Here is a 25065-nt window from a genome sequence, read left to right as displayed (position 1 = left end):
GAGTGGTGCCAAGGATGCTGTGAAGAGATCTTCGGGAAAACTTCACTCTGACATGTTCGATGATGTCCCGATCCTGCAGCGTAAATGGCAGGCGGCATTGCGGCCCGGCGACACACTGCCCCGCTATGAAGATGTGATGCTGGGAAGCCTTGGCCGGCTCGCCGATCATATCGCCCTGATCAAGGAAAATAATCAGGCGTTCGAAATCTCGCGCACCGGTCGCTACGTCCAGAAATGGCTGGACGACGACCGCTGGGACATTCCGCTGAGCGCGCTGTCGCCCGATTGCGCCACTGCGCTGGGCGAAGCCGCAGCCAATGCGCTTTCGAGCGGCCGTCCGCATCTTGCGGTGGCCCATTCCGTGCGTGACGGTCTGGTGCAGACCTACGACGTGCTGGCGTTGCCGACGTCGTCGCGCTGGGGCGGCACGCTGATCGGCATCTATATCAACGAGCGAGCCGCGCAATATAATCTGCTGGATGCGATTTTTGCCACCACCGATGAAGGCGTGCTGTCGCTGGCGGCGATCCGCGATTCCGACGGCCAGCCGTTCGATTTCCAGATCGTTCATCACAATCAGGGCGCGTCGCGGTTGCTTAAAGTACCGTCAACCGGTCTGTTGTGGCGCCGGCTCAGTGCGGGCGACAATCTGTTATGCGCGCCGGAGGTCCTCGCACGGCTGTTCGAGGTGATCAGGACCGGCAACCGCGATCAGTTCGAGATCGACAGCGACGATCGCAACCTGAAACTGGGCGCGAATGCGTTTGGCGACATTCTGTCGCTGACGGTGTCCGACGTCACCTCGCTCAAGCGGCGCGAGTCGTCGTTCCGGTTATTGTTCGACAACAACCCGATGCCGATGTGGGTGTTCGACGCCGAGACCACCGGATTTCTCAGCGTCAACGACGCGGCCGTGCAGCATTACGGCTATAGCCGCGCGACCTTCCTGCGCATGAAGCTGCAGGAAATCTGGCCGCAGGACGAATGGGTCACCCATTCCGAGGCGCTGCAGCAGATCGGCGATGCCTATCATTCCAGCCGCAACTGGCGGCACATCAAGGCCGACGGCAGCGAGATCCATGTGTTGACCTTCGGGCGGCGCGTCATGTTCGACGGACGCGACGGTTATCTGGTCGCGGTGGTCGATATCACCGAGCGGCACAAGGCCGAGGCCCGGATCGCCCACATGGCGCATCATGACGGCCTGACCAACCTGCCGAACCGTGAACTCTATCAGCAACGCCTCAAGCAGGCGCTCGATCAGAGCCAGTCCGGCAACAAGCGTGTTGCGGTCTTGTGCGTCGATCTCGATCTGTTCAAGAACGTCAACGATTCCTTCGGTCATCCGATGGGAGATCGCCTGCTCAAGGCGGTGGCCGATCGTTTGCGCTCCGAGATTCGCGGCAACAACCTCGCTGCCCGGCTCGGCGGTGACGAGTTCGCGATCATCCTGACATCGGAAGTTTCGCCGAACGAGGTGAGCGATCAGGCGAACCGGCTGATCCAGGCCTTAAGCGCCAATTACGATATCGACGGCATCGAGGTGGTGATCGGCGCCAGCATCGGCATCGCACTGTCGCCCGGCGACGGCACGACGTCGGAGGAATTGATGCGCAACGCCGACATGGCGCTGTACCGGGCAAAGTCGGACGGCGGTGGTGTGCATCGTTTCTTCGAACGCGAGATGGACCGGCTGGCGCAAAAGCGCCGCGACATGGAACTGGACCTGCGCCGCGCCTTCAGCAATGGCGAGTTCGAGCTTCATTACCAGCCGCTGGTGGACATCGCGGCGGACCGGATCAGCGGCTTTGAATCGCTGCTGCGCTGGCGGCATCCCGAAAAGGGCATGATCTCGCCGGCGGATTTCATTCCGGTCGCCGAGGATATCGGCTTGATCGTGGCGCTGGGCGAATGGGTGTTGCGTGAGGCTTGCACCGAAGCCGCGAAATGGCCTGACGACGTCAAGGTTGCGGTCAATCTCTCACCGGTGCAGTTCCGCAGCCGCAATCTGGTCCAGGTCGTGATCTCGGCGCTGGCGCATTCCGGCCTGTCACCGTTGCGGCTCGAACTTGAAATCACCGAATCGCTGTTCCTGGCGGAGACCGAAGCCAATCTGGCGATCCTGCATCAGTTGCGCGAACTCGGCGTCTCGATCTCGATGGACGATTTCGGGACGGGCTACTCGAGCCTCAGCTATCTCAGAAGTTTCCCGTTCGACAAGATCAAGATCGATCGCTCCTTCATCAAGGACATCGCGGAGCGATCCGATTGCGTCGCGATCGTGCGGGCGATCTCAGGTTTGGGCCGCAGCCTGAACATCACGACCACGGCGGAGGGCGTGGAAACCATGGGCCAGCTCGACTGGCTGCGCGCCGAAGGCTGCAATGAGGTGCAGGGTTTCCTGTTCAGCGCGGCGAAACCTGCAGCCGAAGTTCAGGCGCTGCTCGCGAAGTTCGGCCGGCGTGCGTCGCAGGCGGCGTGAGGCCGTGAGGTCGGCGCGGCTGCATAATCCCTCATGGTGAGGAGGCGCTCTTGCGCCGTCTCGAACCATGAGGCCCCACTGCTGCACATCCTTCGAGACGCGGCCAACGGGCCGCTCCTCAGAGTCTGACTCATAATTCGCAGGACGGCCGCACTTTGGCATTTTTGTCCTGCGGCAGTCGATTTGGCTTCGCTTCTCTTGATTCTAAAATTTCAGAACCACACGCTAATCGATTCTAAAGTTACGCGGGAACCGGTACTTAAAGCCACACACGGTGGCTCCTGCGAATTATCAGTCAGGCTCTCAGGATGAGGACGGGGGAGGTTAAAACCGCGTCACGATATCCGATAACACCGGGCGCGGGCGGTCCTCGTTCGGCTTCGAGATCGTGCCGATATGGATGAAACCGGCGAGCTTTTCCTCGGGCTTCAAGCCGAGGCCCGTCAGCACGTCGCGATCGAAGGCGAACCAGCCGGTCAGCCAGTTGGCGCCGTACCCGAGCGCGGTCGCGGCAGTGACGAGATTCATCGCGCTGGCGCCCGCGGACAATTCCTGTTCCCACGGCGGCACTTTGGGGTGCGGTTTGGTGAAACTTACCACCGCGATCACCAGCGGCGCATCCATCATCCGGCGCTTTTCGATCTCGATCTCGTCCGCCGATGCTGCCGGATTTTTCTTCGCGAAGACCTGCGCGATCACCTCGCCGGCGCGCGCCCGTGCATCGCCCTCGAATACGATAAAGCGCCACGGCGTCAGCTTGCCATGATCGGGCACCCGCGCGCCGATCGTCAGGATGGTTTCCAACTCGGCCGGCGAGGGGCCGGGACCGCTCATCTCGCGCGGTTTTACCGAGCGGCGGATTTTCAGGAGGTCGATAGCATCGGGCATGCGGGGTCTTTCAGGTGGTCGCTTGGCAGATGTCCGGCATATCGTGCGAGCCGGACCGGTTGGCAAGCGTCACCATTTAGTAGGTCTCTAATTTACGCCGCATTCGCCCGCTTCACGTCCGGCGGCGTGGCTTCCTCGACCAGTGCTGCGATCGCCTCGTCGGTCGGCAGCACTTTTTGCCCGTCGCTGCCCAGCCGCCGGATCGAGACCGAATGGGTTTCGGCTTCCTTCTTGCCGACCACCAGCAGCGCCGGGATCTTCGCCAGCGAATGTTCGCGGACCTTGTAGTTGATCTTTTCGTTGCGCAGGTCGATCTCGACGCGCAGGCCCGCGCGCCGCGCCGCCGCCGCGACCACCTTGGCGTATTCATCGCCTTCCGAGGTGATGGTGGTAACGACCACCTGCACCGGCGCCAGCCAGAGCGGAAAATTGCCGGCGAAGTGTTCGATCAGGATGCCGATGAAACGCTCCATCGAGCCGCAGATCGCGCGATGCACCATGACCGGGGTTTTCTTCGACCCATCAGCGTCGATGTAGAACGCCCCAAACCGTTCCGGCAGGTTGAAGTCGACCTGCGTGGTGCCGCATTGCCAGTCGCGGCCGATGGCGTCGCGCAGCACATATTCGAATTTCGGTCCGTAGAATGCGCCTTCGCCGGGATTGATCTCGGTCTTGATGCGCTGATTATGGCTCTTGGCCTGGATCTCCTGCAGCACCGTCGCCATCACGCGCTCGGCGTGGTCCCACATCTCGTCGGTGCCGACGCGCTTTTCGGGCCGGGTCGAGAGTTTCACGGTAAGATCGCCCTCGAAGCCGAAATCCGCATAGGTCGACAGGATCAGGTCGTTGATCTTCAGGCATTCGTCGGCGAGTTGCGTCTCCGTGCAGAACACATGCGCGTCGTCCTGGGTGAAGCCGCGCACCCGCATCAGCCCGTGCATCGCGCCTGACGGTTCATAGCGATGCACCACGCCGAATTCGGCCAAGCGTAACGGCAGGTCGCGGTAGCTTTTGAGGCCATGCTTGAAGATCTGCACATGGCCGGGACAGTTCATCGGCTTCAGCGCAAACCAGCGCTTGTCCTCGGCCTCGTCGCCGGCGGATTGCGCGGCGAACATGTTCTCGCGGTACCAGTCCCAATGGCCGGAAGTTTCCCACAACACCTTGTCGAGGATCTGCGGCGCGTTGACCTCGCTATAATCGCCAGTCAGCCGCCGGCGCATATAGGCGACCAGCGCCTGGAAGATGGTCCAGCCCTTGGCGTGCCAGAACACCACGCCGGGGCCTTCTTCCTGGAAGTGAAACAAATCGAGCTCGCGGCCGAGCTTGCGATGGTCGCGCTTCTCGGCTTCCTCGATCTGCTTGAGATACGCGTCGAGCTCTTCCTGTTTGGCGAAGGCGGTGCCGTAGATGCGCGTCAGCATCGGATTGTTGCTGTCGCCGCGCCAGTAAGCGCCGGCCACCTTCATGAGCTTAAAGGCGTTGCCGATCTTGCCGGTCGAGGTCATGTGCGGCCCGCGGCACAGGTCGAACCAGTCGCCTTGATAATAGATCTTGATCGGCTCGTTGCCGGGAATGGCGTCAACCAGTTCGACCTTGAAGCTCTCGCCCTTGTCGCGGAATACCTGCTTGGTCTTTTCGCGATCCCAGACGTCCTTGGTGAAGGGTTTGTCGCGCGCGATGATTTCGCGCATCTTCTTTTCGATCGCGGCGAAATCTTCCGGGGTGAACGGCTCGTTGCGGAAGAAATCGTAATAGAAGCCGTTTTCGATCACCGGGCCGATGGTGACCTGGGTGCCCGGCCACAGCGCCTGCACCGCTTCGGCCAGCACATGCGCGGCGTCGTGGCGGATCAGTTCCAGCGCGCGCGCGTCGTCGCGGGAGATGAATTCGATTTTGGCGTCATGCTCGATCGGGTCGGCCAGATCCGTGACCACACCGTCGAGCGCCATCGCCACCGTGCGCTTGGCCAGCGACGGCGAAATGCCCTTGGCGATGTCGAGGCCGGTAATGTTTCGTGCAAATTCGCGCTTGGCGCCGTCGGGGAAGGTGAGGGCGATCTTGCTGGATTCGACCGGCTTCAGGTTGCTGAGGCTGTACTGGAATCCGGACGCGGGCTTGTTCTTGTCGTCGCTCATGGCAGTCTCCTGTGGCTCACTCCTGCGAACGAGCGCAGGTAAGCGGGAAGCAGCGGTATAGCAGGGGATTCGCGCGGTGCAATCCAGCTCTTTCGAGAAAATTATGCCTGTAAGACAGGCCTGCGGCGCTCTTTTCGCAACAGTCTTTTGTAATCGCCCCGCCCGGCTCTTTCATTCGCGCTCTGCGTGCTCTAAATGCGATTGCATGAAAAACCTGCCCGAGGGTTCCCACGCCGGCCGCCGTTTTGCTCCGACCGCGCTGATGTTGGGGAATCTCATCACCGGCTGTTCCGTGCTGGCGCCGGCGGGCATGCTGATCGAATTGTCGTCCGACCTCGGCGTCAGCGTCACTACCGCTGGATTGCTGATTACGTTCGGCGCGGCGGTATTGTGCATCGGCTCGCCGCTGACGGCGTGGCTGACCAGCCGGGTCGAGCGCCGCACCTTGCTGACGACGGCCCTCGCCGTGCTCGCCTTTACCAATACTGCCTCGGCGCTGGCGCCGGACTACACCACACTTTTGATCATTCGACTGATCATGCTGGCGGTCGGCTCGCTCTATACGCCGCAGGCGGCCGGCACCGCGGCGCTGATCGTTTCACCGGAAAAACGCGGCAGCACCATCGCCTATGTGTTTCTGGGATGGTCTTTGGCCGCGGCGATCGGCCTGCCGCTGATTACGTTCATCGCCAGCCGGTATGGCTGGCGTGCGGTCTATGGCGGCATCGGCGCGGTCGCGATGCTGGAGATGCTTTTTCTGGCGTGGCGGCTGCCCAAGGGATTGCTCGGTGCACGCGTGGATCTCAAGACCTGGGCTGAGGTCGGACGGAACCGGATGATTCCAGTGCTGCTGTTGATCACGACATTGCAGATGTCGGGGCAGTTCGCTGTTTTCACCTTCATGGGTCCGTTGATCGCGAAATTGACGCATGTCGGTCCGGACGCGGTGGGACTGGTGTTCATGCTTTACGGCGTGTCGGGCATGATCGGAGTCATTATCGCCACCCGCATCGTGGATTCCTGGGGCGCCTATAAGACCTCGCTGCTGTTCACGCTCCTGGTGCTGACCGGCATCACGGTCTGGGCGCTCAGCGCCGGCATCTATGCGGCGATGGCGTGCGGGGTTGTGATCTGGGGGCTGGGTTTCGCCTCCACCAATTCGATGCAGCAGGTTCGCTTGGTCGCGGCGGCGCCGTCGCTGGCGTCGGCCTCGGTGTCGCTCAATACGTCCGTGCTTTATATCGGGCAGGCCCTGGGCTCGGCGATCGGCGGCGTGCTGTATGCGCGCGATCTTCTGTTTGGTGTGGGATATGTCGGCGTGGCCTTCGTCGCGCTGGCGCTGACGACATTGATCGCCACGCGCAATTTTTCAAAAACGCAAAGCTGACAGCCGCGAAGGAATTGTCGCTATCGGCTCGGGAGAGCGTCGCCGCTGGCGGCGACCCGCGTCAAGGACGGCGTCGACGCCATCTTGACCAGCACTTCCTTGATCGGGTTGTGGGTCCAGGCACGGGTGACGTAATCGCGATGCCGCACGCCTTCCGGGGTTTGCACGAACAGCACGCTGCCCGGCCGCAACGGCCCATCCATGTCGTCCGACACGGCGATGCCTTTTTCCCGCAGCATGCGCATCAGCTCGTGATCGCGCGGTGCGGTGTAATGGGTATAGGAGCTGACGAAAAAGCCGGTTCGGTTTTTCTCGACCCAGGATGCGAACTTGTCGAGTTCGCCATACAGCGCATCGAGCAGGATCACGCCACGCACGCGATTGCCGAGGCCGCCGACCTCGAGGCTCCAGGCCGTCGGCACGAAGCCGCCGCTGTAGCCGACGATGATCACGGGCATATTGGCGAAGGTCTTGGCGGAAGAGGGATCGCCGTACATCTCGGCGAGATGATCGGCTGACTCGGCGACGAAGCGCTTGAGGCCGCCCGGCTGCCAGAATTTGCCGGCGCTGGAATCGGCGGCATCGACCGCAAGCTGCGGCGCCAGCAGCACCGCGTTGACGCCGGATTCCGTGATCTGTCGCGGCACCAACTGCCGGTCGCGCACGTCGCGCTCCAGCGTGGCGCCGTTGCCGTGGAAAAACACGACAATCACGCCCGGCTTGTGGATGTCGAAATTCTCCGGGACGTGCATCAGCGTGCGATTGTCGTTGAAGGTCGTGTCCTGCCAGAGCACGCGGCCGCTGTAGCTGCGGTGGCCGCGACGCTCGCCGTCTGAAACATTCAGGAACGGCGCGTCGGTGCGGGGATTGTTGCCGTAATAGGGGAAGGCCGAAGTTTTGAGGCTGACCAGCGTCGTCGTGTCTTCATGCGGCGGCCGCTGATAGGGGACGGTCGGCGCCAGGGAGGCGACGCGGTAGGGCACGGTCTGCACGCTGCGCCGGGCGGGCGGGTCGTCGTTTACGCTTGCCTGCTGTACGTTCGCCTGGCGCTGCTCCAGGCTTTCGCTCGCGGTCGGGAAGCGATCCTTGAATTGCGGCTTGGGGAAACGTTCGTCGAAATTGTCGCCCGACGATCCACCCGAGGATCCCTGCACATTGGCGGCCAGCGTGCCGGCGCTCGGCGCCTGTCCGCATTGAACCAGGATGAAAGAGAGCGGCACAAACACCGAGAGAATGGCGGCCCAGCGCCAGGCTGCGCGAGGCGGAACATGACGCGATGCGCCCGGCGACGCCGCCAAGCCCTCGCGATCAAATGTCCCAGATTTCGGAGTAACTCCGACCATCCACCCACTGCCCCAATATCCGCCGTCGTTCCGGCGTATCTCAGCTCGCTAGTGTTGCGAGGACGTTAACCCTCCGGGAATACTCCCCACTCCCGGAACGGCCCAAAGAACACAAAATCGTGTCGTGATTGTGGGCCGCGGCCCTTCTTTCGCAACGATACGGTGGCCCAGGACGGCTTCCTTTCCCTCAAAAGGTATCAAGATACCAAAATCACAGCAGGATTTAAATCATTGTTAACATTGCTTGAATTGGCGGGGGCCAACCTGCACGATCAAAAAATGGGGCGCGCGGGCACCCCCAAGTGTGGGCTGGCATGACGGCACTGGAAACGGGAGGCGCGGCACGGCCCGGCCGGCTGCCCGGCGGCTCTACGGTATCGGTGGTGGTGGCGGCCGCGATCGTCGTCGCGGACATGGTCGGCGTCGGGGTCTTCACCAGTCTTGGTTTTCAGGTCAAGGACATCCCCTCGGGCTTTGCGATCCTGCTGCTGTGGACCGTCGGCGGCATCGTCGCGCTGTGCGGCGTGTTCTCCTACAGCGAACTCGGCGCGATGTTTCCGCGCTCCAGCGGCGAATACAATTTCCTCAGCCGCGCCTTTCATCCGGCGTTCGGCTTTCTGGCCGGCTGGGTGTCGGCGACGGTCGGCTTCGCCGCGCCGGTCGCGCTGGCCGCGATGGCCTTTGGCGAATACGGCAAATCGGTGCTGCCGGGAGCGCCGCCGCTGGCACTGGCGGTCGGCGCGGTCTGGCTGGTGTCGATAGTGCAACTCACCGGCGTGCGGCACTCCAGCAACTTTCAACTGGTCGCGACGATCTTGAAGGTCTTGCTGATCGTGGGTTTTCTGATCGCGGGGTTTGCCGTGAGCACGCCGCAACCGGTTTCGTTCGCGCCCCATGTTTCCGAATTCGGCTACATCGCCAGCGCGCCATTCGCGATCAGCCTGGTGTTCGTGATGTATTCGTTTTCGGGCTGGAATGCCGCGACCTACATCATCGGCGAGATGGACATGCCGCAGCGAAACCTGCCGCGCGCGATGCTGGCGGGGACCGCGATCGTGCTGGTGCTGTATGTCGCGCTCAACGCGGTGTTTCTGCATACCGCGCCGATCGACAAGCTGGCCGGGCAACTCGATGTCGCGCGCATCGCCGGCACGTATATTTTCGGTGATATCGGCGGTCGCATCGTCGGCGCGATGATCTGCATCGGGCTGGTGTCGTCGATCAGCGCGATGATGTGGATCGGTCCGCGCGTGATGATGACGATGGGCGAGGACATTCCGGTCTTTGCGATCTTCTCCCGCAAATCCGCCCAGGGCGCCCCGGTTTACGCCATCCTGTTTCAGCTCGTGGTCGCGAGCCTGATGCTGTTCACGCGCAGTTTCGAGGCGGTGCTGGATTTCATCCAGTTCGCGCTGTTGTTCTGTTCGTTCTTCACCGTGCTCGGCGTCATCAAGTTGCGGATTACCCACCCGGACTTGCCGAGGCCCTATCGCGCCTGGGGATACCCGATCACGCCGTTGGTTTTCCTGCTCGTGACACTGTTCATGATGTATTATCTTGTGACCGGCCGGCCGCTGCAGTCGTTTCTCGGTGTTTTAATTATGATTTCAGGCCTGTTGATCTACGCTGTTTTCCGCAAACGGAACGGCGCCGATCCCGTAACTGCGTTGTCGGACCAACCGCCACGTCGCGAATAGAGATGTTTCGACCCATGAAAATTGCAACGCTCAGAGTTTCGGCGCTTGCCGCGGCCATGCTGCTTGCGGCGGTTTTGCCCGGGCGCGCCGCCGACACCGTGACCGCGAACGACACCGCGCTTTTCCTGGCGGGCATGGCGCCGTCGGCGGAATCGCCGCTGACGCCGCTCACCAAAGACCCGGCGTGGCAGCGCCATGCGCGGTTTCTGGATAATTCGTTCGCGCAACTCGAGCAGCGCCAGCTTTCGAAAATCCGGACATGGTCTGAGACAAATCTGGCGGCGCCGCGGCCGACCATGTTCTACATGTTCAGCGGTCCCGATTTTCTCTACGCCAACGCGTTTTATCCCAAGGCGACAACCTATGTGCTGAGCGCGCTGGAGCCGCCGGGGTCGGTGCCCGATCTGACCAAACTGCCGCGCGGCAGCCTCGGTCCGGCGCTCAACAATGTCGAACATTCGATGGCGGCGATCCTGAATTTCAGCTTCTTCATCACCAAACTGATGAAGGTCGATCTGCGGGAAGGGCAGCTCAACGGCACCTTGCCGATCCTCTATGTGTTCCTGGCGCGTTCGGGCAAGACCATTCGCGACGTCAGTCCGGTCGCGCTCGACAACAAGGGCACCGCGTTTTTCGCCAACGAAAATGTCGGCCCCAACGCGACGCGCGGCGTGCGGATCGTATTCGCCGGCAGCGATGGCGAAGCCAAGACGCTGTATTATTTCTCGACCGATCTTTCCAACAGCGGCGTCAAGAGTTCGGGCTTCCTGAAATTCTGCGAAGGGCTGGCGCCCGGCAATAGCCTGCTCAAGAGCGCGTCATATTTGCTGTACGCGGGAAACTTCACCACGGTGCGCGATTTCATTCTCGCCAACAGCGCGACCATCATCCAGGACGATTCAGGTATTCCGCTCAACAATTACAGCCCCAAACAATGGCGGTTTTTCCCGTTCGGGCGCTACGCCGGTCCGATCGCCGAATTCCCCGGGCGGTATCAGCAGTCTTATGCAGAATTGTTCCAGCGCGCCCAGCCGATGGATTTCGGCATCGGCTATCGCTGGCGGTCGTATGAATCCAACCTGCTGCTGTCGGTCAAGCTGCCTCCCGATGCCACGGGAAGCGTGGATGCAACGCCACCGGCCGAGCCTGCAGCGCCGGCACCGGCGCGGCCCAAGCGGCCCCGCCCGCCACCGCCTCCGGCAGATTCAGGGCGCACGCTGTTCTTTTCCAGATAGCTCTCGCGTTTCGAATTAAGGAGCCGGTCTCACCACCGAACGCTTTGGCTCGGCACAATGAAGCTTGTGGTGACGGGCGTCGCCGGGCTTTCACCGAAATACCGAAAGGCCGCGATAATCAAAATCAAGAGGGCAACAACCGCCAATAGATCGATCTGGCGGGGATCGTGGCTCCCGTGGTGGCTGATTTTCCAGCGCATCGTTGACGTCCTCCCTTGAAGACATCGAACCAATACGCTGATGAAGCTTCAGTTCCCGGCGCGGCAGCAATGCACGCTTTGCTTGGAAGTGCTGCTGCGAAACATCTCAGGGCGCGTTGACGCCGCGCCAGCGCCCGAACCGCCACGGCAGATACCATCGCGCGCCGGGCGGCCGCGTCAGCGGTACATTATCGATCCCGGAAGTTCCCCAGGGCTGGCACCGCAGCAGTCGCGCCAGCGTCATCCAGCCGCCAGCCCACAAACCAAACCGCTCGATCGCCTCGTCGCCATAGACCGAGCAGGTCGGCAGATGACGGCAGTTGTAACCGACCAGCGGCGACAGCGTGTGCCGGTACACCCAGATCATTCCGCGCCCGGCATTGCGCGGCAGCCGTTGCACCGCGCCGGCGCAGCTTTGGCAGTACGAATATTTCATAGGCGCGTTGCTCATTGTTCGACGATCATTTGCACGGTTCCCAAGCAGGGAACCAGAGCAGCGATGCATTTGGGAGTCACATCGCCAAAATATCGCTTTGTTGTGAGGGCAGTGCAGCAATTGTTGATAGACGCATGGGTCAACCGGCGTTACCTTTTTCATTACGCCGGTATGACAGAATCATGTGGCGTTGAAGTTTGGCCGTTGCCACTGTCCGGGTTCGGGGCTTGGGGAAGGAACCAAATTGAGGCTCGTGAGATCGCTTGATCTTCGCGGCTGGGCGCTATCAGGCGCCGCCGCCCTTTGCATCGCTTTGCCCGGCGCGCTCGCCATGCTCGGCGGTTCGGCGCACGCCGCTGCCACTCTCGAAGAACGCAAACTGCCGATGCACTTCAACTGGGTCGCGTGCCAGCCGGATTGCCGTGGCTGGGTCAGCGCGGTCGGCATCGTGACGTCGGATAGCCCGCATGAGTTCGAGGAATTCGCGCGCGGGCGTGAATTGCATGGCGCCACCGTCGTGCTGGATTCCAGCGGTGGCTCGGTCAATGATTCCATCGCGCTCGGACGGCGCTGGCGTGGCCTGGGCATGATGACCACTGTCGGCATCAGCGTTTCGGTGCATACCCCGCAGGGCGAGCGCGCCCGCGTCATGCCGGAGGCCTATTGCGAGTCGATGTGCGTGTTCCTGCTCTTGTCAGGCAAGACGCGTTACGTGCCCGAGGCGGCGCATGTCCGGGTGCATCAGATCTGGATGGGTGATCGCGCCGACGATCCGCGGGCCGCAAGCTACACCGCGCAGGATCTGATGATCGTGGAGCGCGATATCGGCCGGCTGACCAAATATACCTTCGACATGGGCGGTGCAGGCGATTTGCTGCTGCTGTCGCTCAACGTGCCGCCGTGGGAAGACCTGCACGAACTCTCGGCTGCCGAATTGCGGCTGACCAATCTCATTACCACCGATGCCGTCGCCGAGCTGCTGCCGCGCAATGACAGCGTTGCTTCGACGCCGGTCGCCGCGTTGCCGCCAAAGTCGGTGCAGGATCGTTTTGTCAGCAGCACGACGGACGACGAGCCGATCGCGCCGGTCGTGAAATCGACCAAGACCGCTGAGGCATTGGTACCGACCGGCGGCGTCGCGGCGGTTCCGGCGAAGTAGGCGGCGGTAGATCCAATTCGTTTTGTTGTCATTCCGGGGCGCGAGCAAAGCGAGCGAACCCGGAATCTAGAGGTTGTTCGCTCGAGATTCCGGGTTCGTGCTGCGCACGCCCCGGAATGACGGAAGTTCTTCACCCCTGCGCCGAAGCCGGCTGCGTGCTCTTCGCTTCGATCTGGCCAATCGCATCGACCACGGCATCGAAGGTCAGCAGGGTCGAGGCGTGTCGCGCCTTGTAGTCGCGTACCGGTTCGAGCAGGGCGATATCGGCCCATTTGCCCTGCGGCGGGCTGCCGTTTTCCTTCAGCATCTTGCGTACGGTCTCACGCAGTTCGCGCAACTCGTCCGCCGTCGAGCCGACGACATGGCTGGCCATGATGGAGGACGAGGCCTGGCCCAGCGCGCAGGCCTTCACGTCATGGGCGAAGTCGGTGACGACGGGCCCGTCCATTTTGAGGTCGATCTTGACGGTCGAGCCGCACAGCTTGGAATGCGCCGTGGCGCTGGCGTCGGGCGCGGGCAGTCGCCCAAGCCGGGGGATATTGCCGGCCAGTTCGATGATCCGCTTGTTGTAAATGTCGTTCAGCATGGGATTGGGGTCTCGGGCTTGCCGGTCCGAACGCCCTTGGCGACCGTGGCCGTCGGTCCTATATATGGTCGGCGACGGCGGAAATACAGCCCGGCCGATTTGCGGGCCGGGCAGTTCAGCCGTCACGATTTGGAATATTCGGACTCAGGCGTCTGGCGGCGTGCCGCCCCGTCTGCCGGTGACACTCCGGTCTCACATATTGACCGGTCGAACGGAGTTGACATGGACGCCTTGATCAAAGCCATCCGCCCTGATGCGAAGCCGCTGGAAACCCGGCCGGCCGAACTCGATCCTGCCGAATTCATGGCCGCCGCGGTTCGCGCCGACCAGCCGCGTCCGTCGCGCGCCGAAGCCGAACAGGCCGTTCTGGTCCTGCTCGGCTATATCGGCGAGAACCCGGCCCGCGAGGGTCTGGTGGATACGCCGCGCCGGGTGGTCGAAGCGTTCGACGAATTGTACCAGGGCTACCATCAATGCCCGGCGGAAGTGCTGAATCGTACTTTCGGCGAGACCGCGGGCTACGACGATTTCGTGCTCATTCGAGACATCGAATTCACCTCGCAATGCGAGCATCACATGATGCCGTTCTACGGCAAGGCGCATATCGCCTATACGCCGGTCGAGCGGGTGGTAGGATTGTCCAAGCTGGCGCGCCTCACCGATATCTTCGCGCGCCGCCTGCAGACCCAGGAGCATCTGACCGCGCAGATCGCAGCCGCGATCGATGAGGTTCTCAAGCCCCGCGGCGTTGCCGTGATGATCGAGGCGGAGCATACCTGCATGTCGGTTCGCGGCGTCGCCAAGCACGGTGCGTCGACGTTCACCAGCCGCTTCACCGGCATGTTCCGCGACAATCCGGCGGAACAGTCGCGTTTCCTGTCCATGTTGCGAGGGCCGCAGCGCTAAAGCGTTTTCGAGCGAAGTGGATACCGGTTCGCGTGAAGAAAACGCGTCAAAACATGAGATTAGAGCCCGGTTCTGATTCAATCAGAACCGGGCTCTAGTCCTCGTTTTCGAATTTGCGAGGACTGCCGTGTCTGCATCCGCACATAATCACGACCTCGAAGAAGGGCTGGCGTTCCAGCCCAAATTCGACGCGTCGGGTCTGGTGACCTGCGTCGCGACCGATGCCGCGAGCGGCGATGTGCTGATGGTCGCGCATATGAACGACGAGGCGCTGCGCAAGACCATTGCCAGCGGCGAAGCCTGGTACTACAGCCGCTCGCGAAAGGCGCTGTGGCGAAAGGGCGAGACGTCAGGCCATACCCAGCGCGTGATCGAGTTGCGGATGGATTGCGATCAGGATGCGGTCTGGATTCGGGTCGAACAGTCAGGCGCCGCGTGTCACACCGGACGCCGTTCTTGTTTTTATCGCAAGGTCGAAACCGGCGAAGGCGGGGCGAAGCTGTCGTTTGTGGATGCGGACAAGGTGTTCGATCCCAAGGCGGTTTATCGGGAGTGATTTCCGTCATTCCGGGTTCGCGCGAAGACGCGCGCCCCGGAATGACGACAGTGGGGAGGGTCGAGCTCCCTTAACCCCGCATTAACCATAATCGCGCCACTGTGATCGTGGCCTGGGCGTCAGTGGGAGCTTTCGATCAGGCCGAGTGGGTCGTTTCGCGGGGAGCGGAGACCAAAGCATGTCGGCCGACACATCAAACGCCACCGCCACGGCAGGTGTCGACCCATCGCGCCTGCGGGTTGCCGGCGCAATCAAGCAGGCCGCAGGCACCACCGGCGCCAGCTTCGAATATCTGGTTGCCACCGCGAAGATGGAATCGGACTTCAATCCGGCCGCGGGCGCCTCGACCTCGTCGGCGCACGGGCTTTATCAATTCATCGACCAGACCTGGCTCGGCACCGTGAAGGAAGCCGGCGCCGCGCTCGGCTACGGCCAATATGCCGATGCGATCTCCAAATCCTCCGCCGGCAGCTATTCGGTCAGCGATCCCACCGCGCGCTCGGCGATCATGAAGCTGCGCGACGATCCTGTTGTGGCTTCGGCGATGGCTGGCATCCTGACCCAATCCAACAGTTTCAATCTCACCGGCAAGATCGGCCGCCGCCCGACCGATGCCGAACTCTATATGGCGCACTTCATGGGAGTAGGTGGCGCGGCCAGGCTGATCAGCAATGCCGAGGACAACCCAAAAGCCTCCGGCGCGCAGTTGTTTCCCAACGCCGCCGCGGCCAACCGTTCGATCTTCTACGATAGCAGCGGGGGCGCGCGCAGTGTCTCTGAAGTCTATTCGGTGCTGACATCGCGTTACACCGCCGCGGCCAACTCTCAGGCGTCGCGCAGCGCGATGGCGGCGGTGGGCGGCGCGCCTACGACCACGGCCGTCGCCAGCGCGGCGCAGACCGCGCCGTACGAGAATGCAAGTTTCCTGCAGAGTTTTCCGGATACCCGCGCAGCAGCGCCGATCACGGTCGCTTCTGCGTCCACTTCGGACACTGCGCCAGCCGATCCGACTTTCCGATCGCTGTTTCAGCCGGTCTCTTCGACGGTTCGGAAATTGTGGGGCAATTCCGGTTCGCTGACGTCGGACATGCCAACGCCTTCAACTCCGGTCGCTGCAACAACTCAGGTTGCTTCTGCAATTCCGGTTGCGGCGACAAGCCCGGTCGCTACCGCGACCGCATCATCGGTGCCGTATTCAGCGGCGAGAACCTCGCAAGGGCTCGATCTCTTCAGCGATCGCAACGGCACGTTCAGCGGCTGATAATCCGCCTCCGCTGAATTTCGCAATCTGCCGCCGCGCTGCAGCCCTTAACAAAACGTCAATAAAACCAGTCGTTTATAGTGAACGCTTTGTTAAGCGTCGTGGTTTATTTTCTATGACAGTGGCACCGCGTCACGGTGTCGTTTCAAGTTGCGTAGGCCGGCAGGACCATGATCGTTCGGCAGTTCATTAGTTGGATTCGTACCGCTCCGGCGGGCGAACGGGCAGAGGCGACGCGGTCATTGGCGCGAGCCTGGCTGGTTTCGGATCTCACCCCGGAAGACCGTGGCGCCGCCGAAGGCGCGCTGTTGATGCTGCTCGACGATGCCTCGCCGCTGGTGCGCCAGGCCATGGCCGAAGTGTTTGCGCGAAGCTCGCAGGCGCCCGCCGCGATCGTGCAGGCGCTGTCGGTCGATCAGCCATCCGTGGCGCTTCCGGTCCTCGAACACTCGCCGCTTCTGATCGACACCGATCTCGTCGACCTCGTCGCGACCGGCAATGGTGAAACCCAATGCGCGATCGCCCGCCGCATCCATTTGCCGGCTTCCGTATCCGCCGCGATCGCCGAAGTCGGCACGCCGGCCGCGGCACTCGAGCTGATTGAAAACGCCTATGCGGAGCTGGCGCCATTCTCCTGGGATCGCATCGTCGAGCGTCACGGCCATCTCGCCGCGATCCGGGAATCGATGCTGGTGCTCGACGGCCTGCCGGCCGCAACGCGGGCCGCGCTGGTCGCGAAATTATCCGATACGCTGGCGCAGTTCGTGGTCGCCCGCAACTGGCTCAGCGCCGACCGTGCGGAGCGGGTGACGATAGAGGCGCGCGATCGTTCCACGGTGAATATCGCGGCGGCCTCGCGCGGCGACGACATGGGTGGCCTGGTTCGGCACCTGCGCGCCACCGGCCAGCTCACGGCTGGATTGATCCTGCGTGCGCTGTTGTCGGGCAATCTCGAATTGTTCGATGCTTCCCTGGCGGAGCTGTCCGGTCTGCCGCGGGCGCGGGTCTCCGCGCTGCTGCATGATCGCGGCACCGCCAGCCTGCACGCGCTGCTGCGGCGCGCCGGGTTGCCGGAATCGACCTTCGCGGCGTTCCAGATGGCGCTCGAAGTCAGCCACGAAACCGGCTTTGTCGATACCGACGCAGGCGCGACACGGCTGCGCCGCCGGATGGTCGAACGCGTGCTGACCTATTGCGAAACCGACCGGCAGGCCGCCGAACCGCTGTTGATCCTGCTGCGGCGCTTTGCAACCGAGTCGGCCCGCGAAGAAGCCCGCATGTTCTGCGACGAGCTGATGGCCGATGAGGCGATCGCGCCGATCGAGCACGGCTTGATCGCGGCTTAAGTACGCTCCATCAACCGTCGTAGGGTGGGCAAAGCGAAGCGTGCCCACCATCGTCAGACCAACATCGGTTTAAAATGGTGGGCACGGCGCAAGAGCGCCTTTGCCCCCCTACGTTGCCGTTGTTCGCAGGATCAATCCGCCGGCGCAATGCTCGGCGAGAGGATCGCTTCGAGGTGATCGGGCCGGTCGCGATTGGCGTGTGCCAGATATTCGTCGGCGACCCCGCGCAGCCGCCGGCTCAACTCGCTTGCCGTGCTGGCGGTATCGAGCTTGGTGCGTTCATGCACGATGGCCTGGATGGCGTTGATGTGGTGCGCGATCAGGTTGGACGGCACCTTGGCCAAATCTGGCGCGTGCTCGATGATGCGGCACAGGCTCTCGGCGGTGGCGGCGGCCGACGGAAAACCGAAGGTGGCGGCGTCGCCCTTGATGTCATGGGCGGCGCGAAACAGTTCTTCGCGCGAGGCCTTGGTGAAGCCGTCCTTGAGAATGGCGGCATGGGCGGCCGCGAGCCGGCCGGTTTCGGTTTCCATCCAGTTCTTGAATTCGCCCGACAGGCCGGCGAGAGCTTTTTCGGCACGCGCGACGGGGTCGTCGAGGTCCTTTTCGGCAACGCGTCGCAGCACGCTCCGCAGCGGATTGGGTTGCGTGATGACGTGATGGTCGGCGTAAGCCCTGACCTGCAGCGATGAAGACTTTTGTTTCGCCATGACAGTTTCCTTTGGCGCGGTGCGCTAGACCGGGGTCCGCGCCTTGTCGAGCAGCGATGGCTGCTGCAGCACTTCCACCTCGCCGCCGACGCGGCGTTCGGGGCCGATATAGGCAGTGGTGGTATTGCGCCGGCGGTCCGGGCCGAAATAGGTCTTGGTCTTGATGAAGGGGCGGGGATTGGCGACGACGTTGAGAATGCGCTGATAAAGCCCCTTGGCTGAAATCGGCTTGGCCAGAAATTCGGTCACGCCGGCGTCGCGCGCCACCGTCACGCGCCGCTTCTCGGAGTGGCCCGTCAACATGATGATGGGCGCGAAGGGATTGCCCTTCGATTCCGGCTGCCGGATCATCTGCGCCAGTTCGAGCCCGTCGAAAATCGGCATCGACCAGTCGGTGATGACGATGTCGGGAACGTAATGGCTGTACATTTCGAGCGCGGTCGCGCCGTCTTCGGATTCATAGACCTCGCGTGCGCCGAACGAATGCAGCAGCGTGCGCAGAATGCGGCGCATGTGCGGATTGTCGTCGCAGACAAGAAATCGCAGCTTGTTGAAGTCGATGCGAAACATGGCCAGGCCCTAAGGGCATGCCGGCACGGACGGTATACCCGACGTTAACCATATGCCGCGGCCGGTTAACGAATGGTTGCGAAGGGCTGGAGACGGAGGCTTTCCGCGAGGTGAGGCGAAGGCCGGGCAGGCCGAAATCTCAGTGCCCGAATTGCTCGCTCAGAATCCGCTCTTCCAGGCTGTGGCCGGGGTCGAACAGCATCCGCATCGAGATGGTCCGGTCCGACAGCACCTCGACACGGCGCACATCGCGCACCTCGTCATGGTCGGCCACGGCCGCCACCGGGCGCTTGTCGCCCTCGAGCACTTCAAGCACGACAAAGGCGGTGTTGGGGAGCAGGGCGCCGCGCCAGCGCCGCGGCCGGAACGCACTGATCGGCGTCAGCGCCAACAAGGCGGCATTGATCGGCAGGATCGGCCCCTGCGCCGACAGATTATAGGCGGTCGATCCCGCCGGCGTGGCCACCATGATGCCGTCCGCAATCAGCTCCGCCATCCGTTCGCGCTCATCGATCAGGATCCGCAACCGCGCGGCCTGATAGGTCTGGCGAAACAGCGCGACTTCATTGATGGCGTGATGAAGATGCACCACGCCATGCACGTCGGTGGCGCGCATCAAAAGCGGATGAATCACCGATTCCTTGGCCGCCGCCAGACGGGCGTGCAGGTCGTGCGAACCGAACTCGTTCATCAGAAAGCCGACGGTGCCGCGATGCATGCCGTAGATCGGCTTGCCTGAATGCATGTGTTCGTGCAGCGTTTGCAGCATCAGTCCGTCGCCGCCGAGCGCCACCACGATATCGGCATCGGCGGGATCGTGATTGCCATAGAGCGCAACCAGTTGCGCCAGCGCCTGCTGGGCCTCCGTACTCGCACTCGCGACGAAGGCGATACGGTCATGTCGCTGAAGGCTGGTCATGGGATCGCGGGCTCATGGGCACTGATGTCGCGGGTCTGCGCTGAGGTCGTATACGACCTTGGCCGTCCTTGTCGAGATCGCTGTCCGGCGCCCTTGATGTATCCCGATCTGCCGCAGTTTTGATCCGGAACGCCGGTTTGCGCCGGAAAATGCCGCTTTCGCAGGTTTACAGATGCTACGGTTTGGTCGGGGTCAGCAGGGAGAACAACGGCATGGCCGTCGATTTCGTCACGCCGCGCCATCTGCGGCTGGTTCTGGCAGTTTTGGCATTCTCGGCCGTTGCCGGCGCGCGCGCCCAGGATGCGCCGCCGCCGTCTCAGGCGCCGTCAGCGGCTGCGCCGTCGGGTCAGAAATCCGGCACGCCAGCCGTGCGTGGTTTAATCAAGGATTCGCCGCCATCCGCGGCCGATGCGCGCCGGTTGCCGCCGGATTCGATCACCAAGCAGACCATCGCGCTTCCCGGCCGCACGCTCGCTTTCACCGCGACCGCCGGATCGATCCATCTCTTTAACGAGCGTGGCGATCCGCAGGCCGACATTGCCTATACTGCCTACCAGCTCGATGGCGCCGAGGCGAACAGCCGTCCCGTGACCTTTTTCCTCAATGGCGGACCGGGCGCGGCTTCGGCCTATTTGCAGCTCGGCGCGGCCGGGCCATGGCGGCTGCCGGTCAATCCCGATGCGGCGATCTTGTCGGCAGCGCCGGACCTGCAGCCCAATGCCGAGACCTGGCTCGATTTCACCGATCTGGTCTTCATCGATCCCGTTGGCACCGGCTACAGCCGCTTCGTCTCGACAGATGATGATGTGCGCAAGCGCTTTTACTCGATCGACGGCGACGTCAATGCGCTCTCGGTCGTGGTTCGCCGCTGGCTGGAAAAGTCTGACCGATTGCTGTCGCCGAAGTTCATCGTCGGTGAAAGCTATGGCGGCATTCGCGTGCCGAAAATGGTTCGCGAGTTGCAGACCGAGCAGGGCGTCGGGATAAAGGGACTGATCCTGATTTCTCCCGCGCTTGATTTTCGCGATTTCAGCGGCTCCAGCCCGTTGAAATATGCCGCGAGCCTTCCCAGCATGGCCGCCGTCGCCCGCGTCGCCAAGGGCCCGGTGACCCGCGCCGATATGGCCGATGTCGAAACCTATGCGCGCGGCGATTTCCTCAGCGATCTGGTCAAGGGCGAGGCCGATGCCGCGGCCACCACGCGCCTTGCCGACCAGGTCGCGGCATTGACGGGGATTGATCAGGCCGTGAGCCGCAGGCTGGCCGGGCGTTTCGACGTCTCTGAGTTTCGCCGCGAGTTCGATCGCCGAGACGGCAAGGTGACCGGGCGCTACGACGCCTCGGTATTGGGCTTCGATCCCAATCCGGATTCAAGCGTCTCTCACTTCGGCGATCCCTCGGGCGATCCCCTGGTCGCGCCGCTGACGAGTGCGGTGGTTGACCTCACCATGCGCAAACTCAATTGGCGGCCGGACGGATCGTATCGATTGCTTAATGGCTCGGTTGAACGCGCCTGGGATTTTGGCCGGGGCCTCAGCCCCGCCGAATCGATCTCCGATCTGCGTCAGGTCCTCGCGCTCGATCCGAAATTGAAACTGCTGATCGGACACGGACTGTTCGATCTCGCCACACCCTATTTCGGTTCAAAAATGCTGCTCGACCAATTGCCGGCCTATGCGTCGCCGGAGCGGGTGAAGCTCATCGTGTATCCGGGCGGGCACATGTTCTATTTCCGCGACGCCGCCCGCCAGGCATTTCGAGCCGAGGCCGAGGCGCTGATGAAATAGCGATCAAAACAAAACCGGCACAAACTGTGAAGTTTGCGCCGGCTTCGTAGATCTAGTTTTTCGTTGTGCTCTTTTGTTTGACGCGTTTTCTTTACGCGAACCGGTATCCACTTCGCTTGAAAACGCTCTGACTCAGTAAACCAGACCGGTCCCGGTCGGCTTTTCCAGCGCCAAAGCGAGCGAGCGGTATTCCGCGCAATCGGTGCCGCAGATCTGGCCGATCTTGTTGAGGTGATACTGCGCCTGGTCGCGGTTGCCCTGTTCGAGCTGCCACAGGCCGTAATACTGCCAGGTCCGCACATGGTTCGGGTCGGCCTGCAGCGCGCGCTCGTAATAGATCTGCGAAACCTTGTAGTCGCCGAGCTTGCGGTAGGAGTAGCCGATCAGATTGGCGACATCGGCGACGTCTGCATGGCCGAGCGCCTTCAACTGCTCGATCGCGCCGGCGTAGTCATGACGATCATAGATCGTGGTATAAGCGGTGCGATAACCCTCGAGGAATTTCGGATCGTCGATGGCAGAGCTCTTGTCGTTCTTCTTCTTGTCCTTGGTGGTGCTGCTGGCGGGCGGCGAGGGATTGTCGCTGCCGGCGGCGAAGGCCGGTGTCACCAGCGGCGCTGCGGCCAGCGCCATCGTGTACATTGCCAGGGTCGAAAGCCGGATCGCAAATTTGTTCATGCGTCTCTCCTGATGTCGGTGGTTCAATCCTATACCCAAGCCCGTTCATTTGAACACCCGCCGCAACGCAACATTCCCGGGACAATTTTTTCAATTTTCGGGAATTTTTTGCAAACCCTGCCTTTTGCAAACCAGGTTTGGCTACCGCTCCAACATAACCAAGTTGTCATGCAGATGAACGAAGTCCATCGCCGCGCTTCAGGATGGGTTCAGCGCGAGACTTCTAAGGTCGCACCATGATCCACGAGCCCGGCCATCCGACCGGCCACTCCATGATCCCTTTCGCAAGAGGAGACGACCATGTTGAAGACCATTTCCGCGGCCTTGCTCGCAGTTTCCGTTCTCGCCGCCCCGGTGCTCGCTGCCACGCCCGCCAAGAATCCGGCGCCCGTGATCAAGACCGAGCAGGTTAAGCCGAGCGTGTTGAACGCCAATGCCAAGATGGGCCGCCATCACGTCACGCATCGTCATCATCGCCATCATCGCTTCCACAAGAAGATGGGCGCGATCAAGACCCACGCCAAGGTCGCGATCAAGCACGTCAACCACACCGCCAAGCGCGGCTGACGCCGTTACCGGCGTGGCTTGATACGCCATTCCGGCTATCTCCCGTGTATCCGGCCCGGCCCGTGTCATGGCTTCCCCCATGGCGCGGGCCGAAGCTGTTTGGTCGGGAAATGCCGTGTTATCGGGCCTGCCGGCACAAAACTTGTCTGGAAATGCAGATTCCCTTTCGTTGGCGGACGGTCTAGAACCAGCCGCCGGCAAGACCTGGAAGCCGGGAAGACTCTGGAAAGCGGATTGCACTTGAGACGTTCGATAAATTTTGCGGCATCGATCAAGTGCGTGGCGATCCTGATGCTGCCGATCGCGCTTTCGGCCTGTGCCGGTCTTTGGCCGAGCTCCTCCGACGAATCCAGAACCATGACCTATACCGCCGATCGCGCCGGCGCCAACCAGCCATTCCCGAACAACTATCGCACCGAATTGCTGGCGTTCATGAAAACCTATCTCAACAATCCCGTTGGGGTGCACGAGGCCATGTTGGCCGAGCCGGTGCAGCGGAGCATCAGCGGGCACGTCCGTTATGTCGCGTGCGTGCGTTTTTCGCCGCGGGAATCCGACGGCAGTTACCGCGAGCCGCGCGAACGCGCGATATTGTTCGTCGACGGCCGGCTCGACCGCATGGCCGAGAAGGTCGGTGAACTCTGCGACGGCGCGGTCTATTTGCCGTTTCCCGACATGGAAAAGATGTCGCGATAGCGGCTCACCGCGCCGGCCAATCACACGCCGCAATCCGCATTTTTCAACCGGTGATTTCCGCCTCGTGCCGCAAAAAACACACCGGGAATCCTGATCACGTTTCGGCGAGCTTTATGTCCCATGTTGGGGCGAGATCGTGATGTCAGCGTCAACATTGCCGCAAGTAGCCGTTTTTCCGGCAAAAAAATGAAAGTTCCGGCGGAACAAAATGACGTTGTTGCTGCGCTGTAACAGTCGAGAAACAAATGTGAAGCCGCGGGTCATGAAGCAACCAAATTGCCGCCACGATGTTTGATTGATGTCACGAACGTCAACAACGGGGACTACTCATGAAAAAACTTCTGCTCGGCGCAGCCGCGTGTATCGTATTCGCTGCTCCTGCATTCGCGGCCGATCTTCCGGCGCGAACCTATACGAAAGCTCCTGTCTATAAGGCACCGGAAGCGATCTATAACTGGACCGGCTTCTACATCGGCGGCCATATTGGCGGTGCGTTCGGGGGCAACAACAGCCTTGAGGGAAGCAACGGCCAGTTCCTTGGCGGTATTCAGGGTGGTGCCGACTACCAGTTCGCGCCGAACTGGGTGATCGGTGCTGAAGCCCAGTATAGCTGGCTCAACGGCAATAATGGCGGCGGCGCCACGTTCCCGATCTCGGGAACCACGGTGAGCGGCAACACCAATGAACTCGGCTCGGTGACCGGCCGGCTCGGCTACACCTGGGGTCCGGCGTTGCTCTACGCCAAGGGCGGTTATGCCTGGCGTGACGGTGTCGGTGTCGGCGCCAGCAACGCTCTCGGCCCGGTCGCCTTTACGACCGACGGCAGGCACCGCGACGGTTACACCGTCGGTGGCGGTCTGGAATACATGTTCGCGCCGAACTGGTCCGCCAAGGCCGAATATCAGTATTTCAACTTCGGCAGCACCACCTTTACCGGAGGGCCGGCTGACGTGATCGGCGCCAGGTTCCGGGAAGACGAGCATACCTTCAAGCTGGGCGTGAACTATCGCTTCGGCTGGGGTGGCCCGGTCGCCGCCCGTTACTGATAAGAACACAAATTTTGCGGAAAAGGCCGGCTTCAAGCCGGCCTTTTTTTGTTGTAGCATTTTGTTGCGAAAGCCGGGCGGGAGAGTGGGCGGACGAAAATAATTTTCGCCGGTCATGAAACTTTTGCGCATGATCGGTTATTGTGGTTCCGCCGGTCAGTGGACAACAAACATGCGTGTTTTGACGTTAGCGTTGGTTTTTGCCGCAACCAGCGTGGCTTGCCTGGCTCAAACTGCCTCGGCTCAAACCGTCTCGACTCAAACAGTCTTGGCCCAGACCATCCTCAAATCCGAACCGCTTTGGCTGGCGCCCTATGAGGTCGCCTTCGTGCAGGACGCCTCGTGTCCCGCCGGGAAAGTGCTCAAGATCACGGGCGCGATTCGGGGCCTGCATCGCAAGAAAGCCTGCGTGGCACTCGCCGCCGAGCAGGCGTCGCTGGTTGAGGCGACGCCGTAGAACTGATTGAGTACC

The 25065-nt window shown here is 62.0% G+C and carries 24 protein-coding genes; 14 read left to right on the top strand and 10 right to left on the bottom strand.

Annotated features, from left to right (window positions below; all coding sequences use genetic code 11):
• The first annotated feature begins 52 nt into the window (after positions 1-52).
• Positions 53-2482, top strand: coding sequence for an EAL domain-containing protein (locus HB676_RS13735; protein ID WP_249780238.1), 2430 nt, complete (start codon positions 53-55; stop codon positions 2480-2482).
• A 324-nt stretch (positions 2483-2806) separates the two neighbouring features.
• On the opposite strand, the gene HB676_RS13730 is transcribed toward HB676_RS13735, so the two are convergent.
• Both HB676_RS13730 and thrS read right to left on the bottom strand, forming a co-directional pair.
• Positions 2807-3370, bottom strand: coding sequence for a nitroreductase (locus HB676_RS13730; RefSeq protein ID WP_213738351.1), 564 nt, complete (start codon positions 3368-3370; stop codon positions 2807-2809).
• A 92-nt stretch (positions 3371-3462) separates the two neighbouring features.
• Positions 3463-5508, bottom strand: coding sequence for a threonine--tRNA ligase (gene thrS, locus HB676_RS13725; protein WP_213738350.1), 2046 nt, complete (start codon positions 5506-5508; stop codon positions 3463-3465).
• A gap of 205 nt (positions 5509-5713) precedes the next feature.
• On the opposite strand from thrS, the gene HB676_RS13720 reads away from it, so the two are divergent.
• Positions 5714-6895 (top strand): MFS transporter, encoded by a 1182-nt coding sequence (locus HB676_RS13720; protein ID WP_213738349.1) that lies wholly within the window; start codon positions 5714-5716, stop codon positions 6893-6895.
• Between the two features lie 20 nt (positions 6896-6915).
• Here the strand turns inward: HB676_RS13720 and HB676_RS13715 are convergent, their stop codons facing one another.
• Positions 6916-8238, bottom strand: coding sequence for an alpha/beta hydrolase (locus HB676_RS13715; protein WP_249780237.1), 1323 nt, complete (start codon positions 8236-8238; stop codon positions 6916-6918).
• 314 nt (positions 8239-8552) lie between these two features.
• On the opposite strand from HB676_RS13715, the gene HB676_RS13710 reads away from it, so the two are divergent.
• Together HB676_RS13710 and HB676_RS13705 are read left to right on the top strand one after the other, a co-directional pair.
• Positions 8553-9935, top strand: coding sequence for an APC family permease (locus HB676_RS13710; protein WP_213738348.1), 1383 nt, complete (start codon positions 8553-8555; stop codon positions 9933-9935).
• A 2-nt stretch (positions 9936-9937) separates the two neighbouring features.
• Positions 9938-11170 (top strand): hypothetical protein, encoded by a 1233-nt coding sequence (locus HB676_RS13705; protein ID WP_213738347.1) that lies wholly within the window; start codon positions 9938-9940, stop codon positions 11168-11170.
• A gap of 29 nt (positions 11171-11199) precedes the next feature.
• Here HB676_RS13705 and HB676_RS13700 read toward each other — a convergent pair whose 3' ends face one another.
• Both HB676_RS13700 and yidD read right to left on the bottom strand, forming a co-directional pair.
• Positions 11200-11370 (bottom strand): hypothetical protein, encoded by a 171-nt coding sequence (locus tag HB676_RS13700; protein WP_213738346.1) that lies wholly within the window; start codon positions 11368-11370, stop codon positions 11200-11202.
• Between the two features lie 106 nt (positions 11371-11476).
• Positions 11477-11806: a membrane protein insertion efficiency factor YidD gene (gene yidD / locus HB676_RS13695; protein WP_213738592.1), complete on the bottom strand. Its 330-nt coding sequence runs from the start codon at positions 11804-11806 to the stop codon at positions 11477-11479.
• Positions 11807-12050: 244 nt separating this feature from the next.
• On the opposite strand from yidD, the gene HB676_RS13690 reads away from it, so the two are divergent.
• On the top strand, positions 12051-12965 hold the full coding sequence (locus HB676_RS13690) for a hypothetical protein (RefSeq protein ID WP_213738345.1): 915 nt from the start codon (positions 12051-12053) through the stop codon (positions 12963-12965).
• A 130-nt stretch (positions 12966-13095) separates the two neighbouring features.
• Here HB676_RS13690 and HB676_RS13685 read toward each other — a convergent pair whose 3' ends face one another.
• Positions 13096-13551: an iron-sulfur cluster assembly scaffold protein gene (locus tag HB676_RS13685; RefSeq protein ID WP_213738344.1), complete on the bottom strand. Its 456-nt coding sequence runs from the start codon at positions 13549-13551 to the stop codon at positions 13096-13098.
• Positions 13552-13773: 222 nt separating this feature from the next.
• Here HB676_RS13685 and folE point away from each other — a divergent pair, with 222 nt between their 5' ends.
• The 4 genes from folE (at position 13774) to HB676_RS13665 (ending at position 17620) form a co-directional block, all read left to right on the top strand.
• Positions 13774-14457: a GTP cyclohydrolase I FolE gene (gene folE / locus HB676_RS13680; protein WP_213738343.1), complete on the top strand. Its 684-nt coding sequence runs from the start codon at positions 13774-13776 to the stop codon at positions 14455-14457.
• Positions 14458-14584: 127 nt separating this feature from the next.
• The gene (hisI, locus tag HB676_RS13675) at positions 14585-15013 is read left to right on the top strand and encodes a phosphoribosyl-AMP cyclohydrolase (protein ID WP_213738342.1); all 429 of its coding nucleotides are present in this window, start codon (positions 14585-14587) and stop codon (positions 15011-15013) included.
• A 178-nt stretch (positions 15014-15191) separates the two neighbouring features.
• Positions 15192-16274 carry a transglycosylase SLT domain-containing protein gene (locus tag HB676_RS13670; RefSeq protein WP_213738341.1) on the top strand — a complete coding sequence of 361 codons (1083 nt, stop codon included), beginning with the start codon at positions 15192-15194 and terminating at the stop codon, positions 16272-16274.
• A gap of 170 nt (positions 16275-16444) precedes the next feature.
• Complete coding sequence (locus tag HB676_RS13665; RefSeq protein WP_213738340.1) at positions 16445-17620, top strand: DUF2336 domain-containing protein; 1176 nt, start codon at positions 16445-16447, stop codon at positions 17618-17620.
• A gap of 131 nt (positions 17621-17751) precedes the next feature.
• Here the strand turns inward: HB676_RS13665 and HB676_RS13660 are convergent, their stop codons facing one another.
• The 3 genes from HB676_RS13660 to HB676_RS13650 all read right to left on the bottom strand — a co-directional run bounded on the left by HB676_RS13660 (position 17752) and on the right by HB676_RS13650 (position 19819).
• A complete protein-coding gene (locus tag HB676_RS13660; RefSeq protein WP_213738339.1) occupies positions 17752-18330 on the bottom strand; it encodes an Hpt domain-containing protein in 579 nt (192 codons plus the stop codon).
• A gap of 24 nt (positions 18331-18354) precedes the next feature.
• A complete protein-coding gene (locus tag HB676_RS13655; protein WP_213738338.1) occupies positions 18355-18900 on the bottom strand; it encodes a response regulator in 546 nt (181 codons plus the stop codon).
• A 139-nt stretch (positions 18901-19039) separates the two neighbouring features.
• Positions 19040-19819: an NAD kinase gene (locus HB676_RS13650; protein WP_213738337.1), complete on the bottom strand. Its 780-nt coding sequence runs from the start codon at positions 19817-19819 to the stop codon at positions 19040-19042.
• A 212-nt stretch (positions 19820-20031) separates the two neighbouring features.
• Here HB676_RS13650 and HB676_RS13645 point away from each other — a divergent pair, with 212 nt between their 5' ends.
• Positions 20032-21606, top strand: coding sequence for a peptidase S10 (locus HB676_RS13645; protein ID WP_213738336.1), 1575 nt, complete (start codon positions 20032-20034; stop codon positions 21604-21606).
• Positions 21607-21738: 132 nt separating this feature from the next.
• On the opposite strand, the gene HB676_RS13640 is transcribed toward HB676_RS13645, so the two are convergent.
• Positions 21739-22284, bottom strand: a complete 546-nt coding sequence (locus HB676_RS13640; protein ID WP_213738335.1) for a tetratricopeptide repeat protein — start codon at positions 22282-22284, stop codon at positions 21739-21741.
• 300 nt (positions 22285-22584) lie between these two features.
• Between HB676_RS13640 and HB676_RS13635 the strand changes: the two genes are divergently transcribed.
• From HB676_RS13635 to HB676_RS13620, 4 genes are all read left to right on the top strand, one after another.
• Positions 22585-22851, top strand: a complete 267-nt coding sequence (locus HB676_RS13635; RefSeq protein WP_249780236.1) for a hypothetical protein — start codon at positions 22585-22587, stop codon at positions 22849-22851.
• A 240-nt stretch (positions 22852-23091) separates the two neighbouring features.
• The gene (locus HB676_RS13630) at positions 23092-23547 is read left to right on the top strand and encodes a hypothetical protein (protein WP_249780235.1); all 456 of its coding nucleotides are present in this window, start codon (positions 23092-23094) and stop codon (positions 23545-23547) included.
• Positions 23548-23876: 329 nt separating this feature from the next.
• Positions 23877-24593: an outer membrane beta-barrel protein gene (locus tag HB676_RS13625; protein ID WP_213738334.1), complete on the top strand. Its 717-nt coding sequence runs from the start codon at positions 23877-23879 to the stop codon at positions 24591-24593.
• 268 nt (positions 24594-24861) lie between these two features.
• A complete protein-coding gene (locus HB676_RS13620) occupies positions 24862-25050 on the top strand; it encodes a hypothetical protein (protein WP_213738333.1) in 189 nt (62 codons plus the stop codon).
• Positions 25051-25065: the final 15 nt, after the last annotated feature.

It is taken from the genome of Bradyrhizobium sp. dw_411 (assembly GCF_018449695.1).
Classification (GTDB): domain Bacteria; phylum Pseudomonadota; class Alphaproteobacteria; order Rhizobiales; family Xanthobacteraceae; genus Bradyrhizobium.
This window is presented reverse-complemented; position numbering and strand designations above follow the sequence as displayed.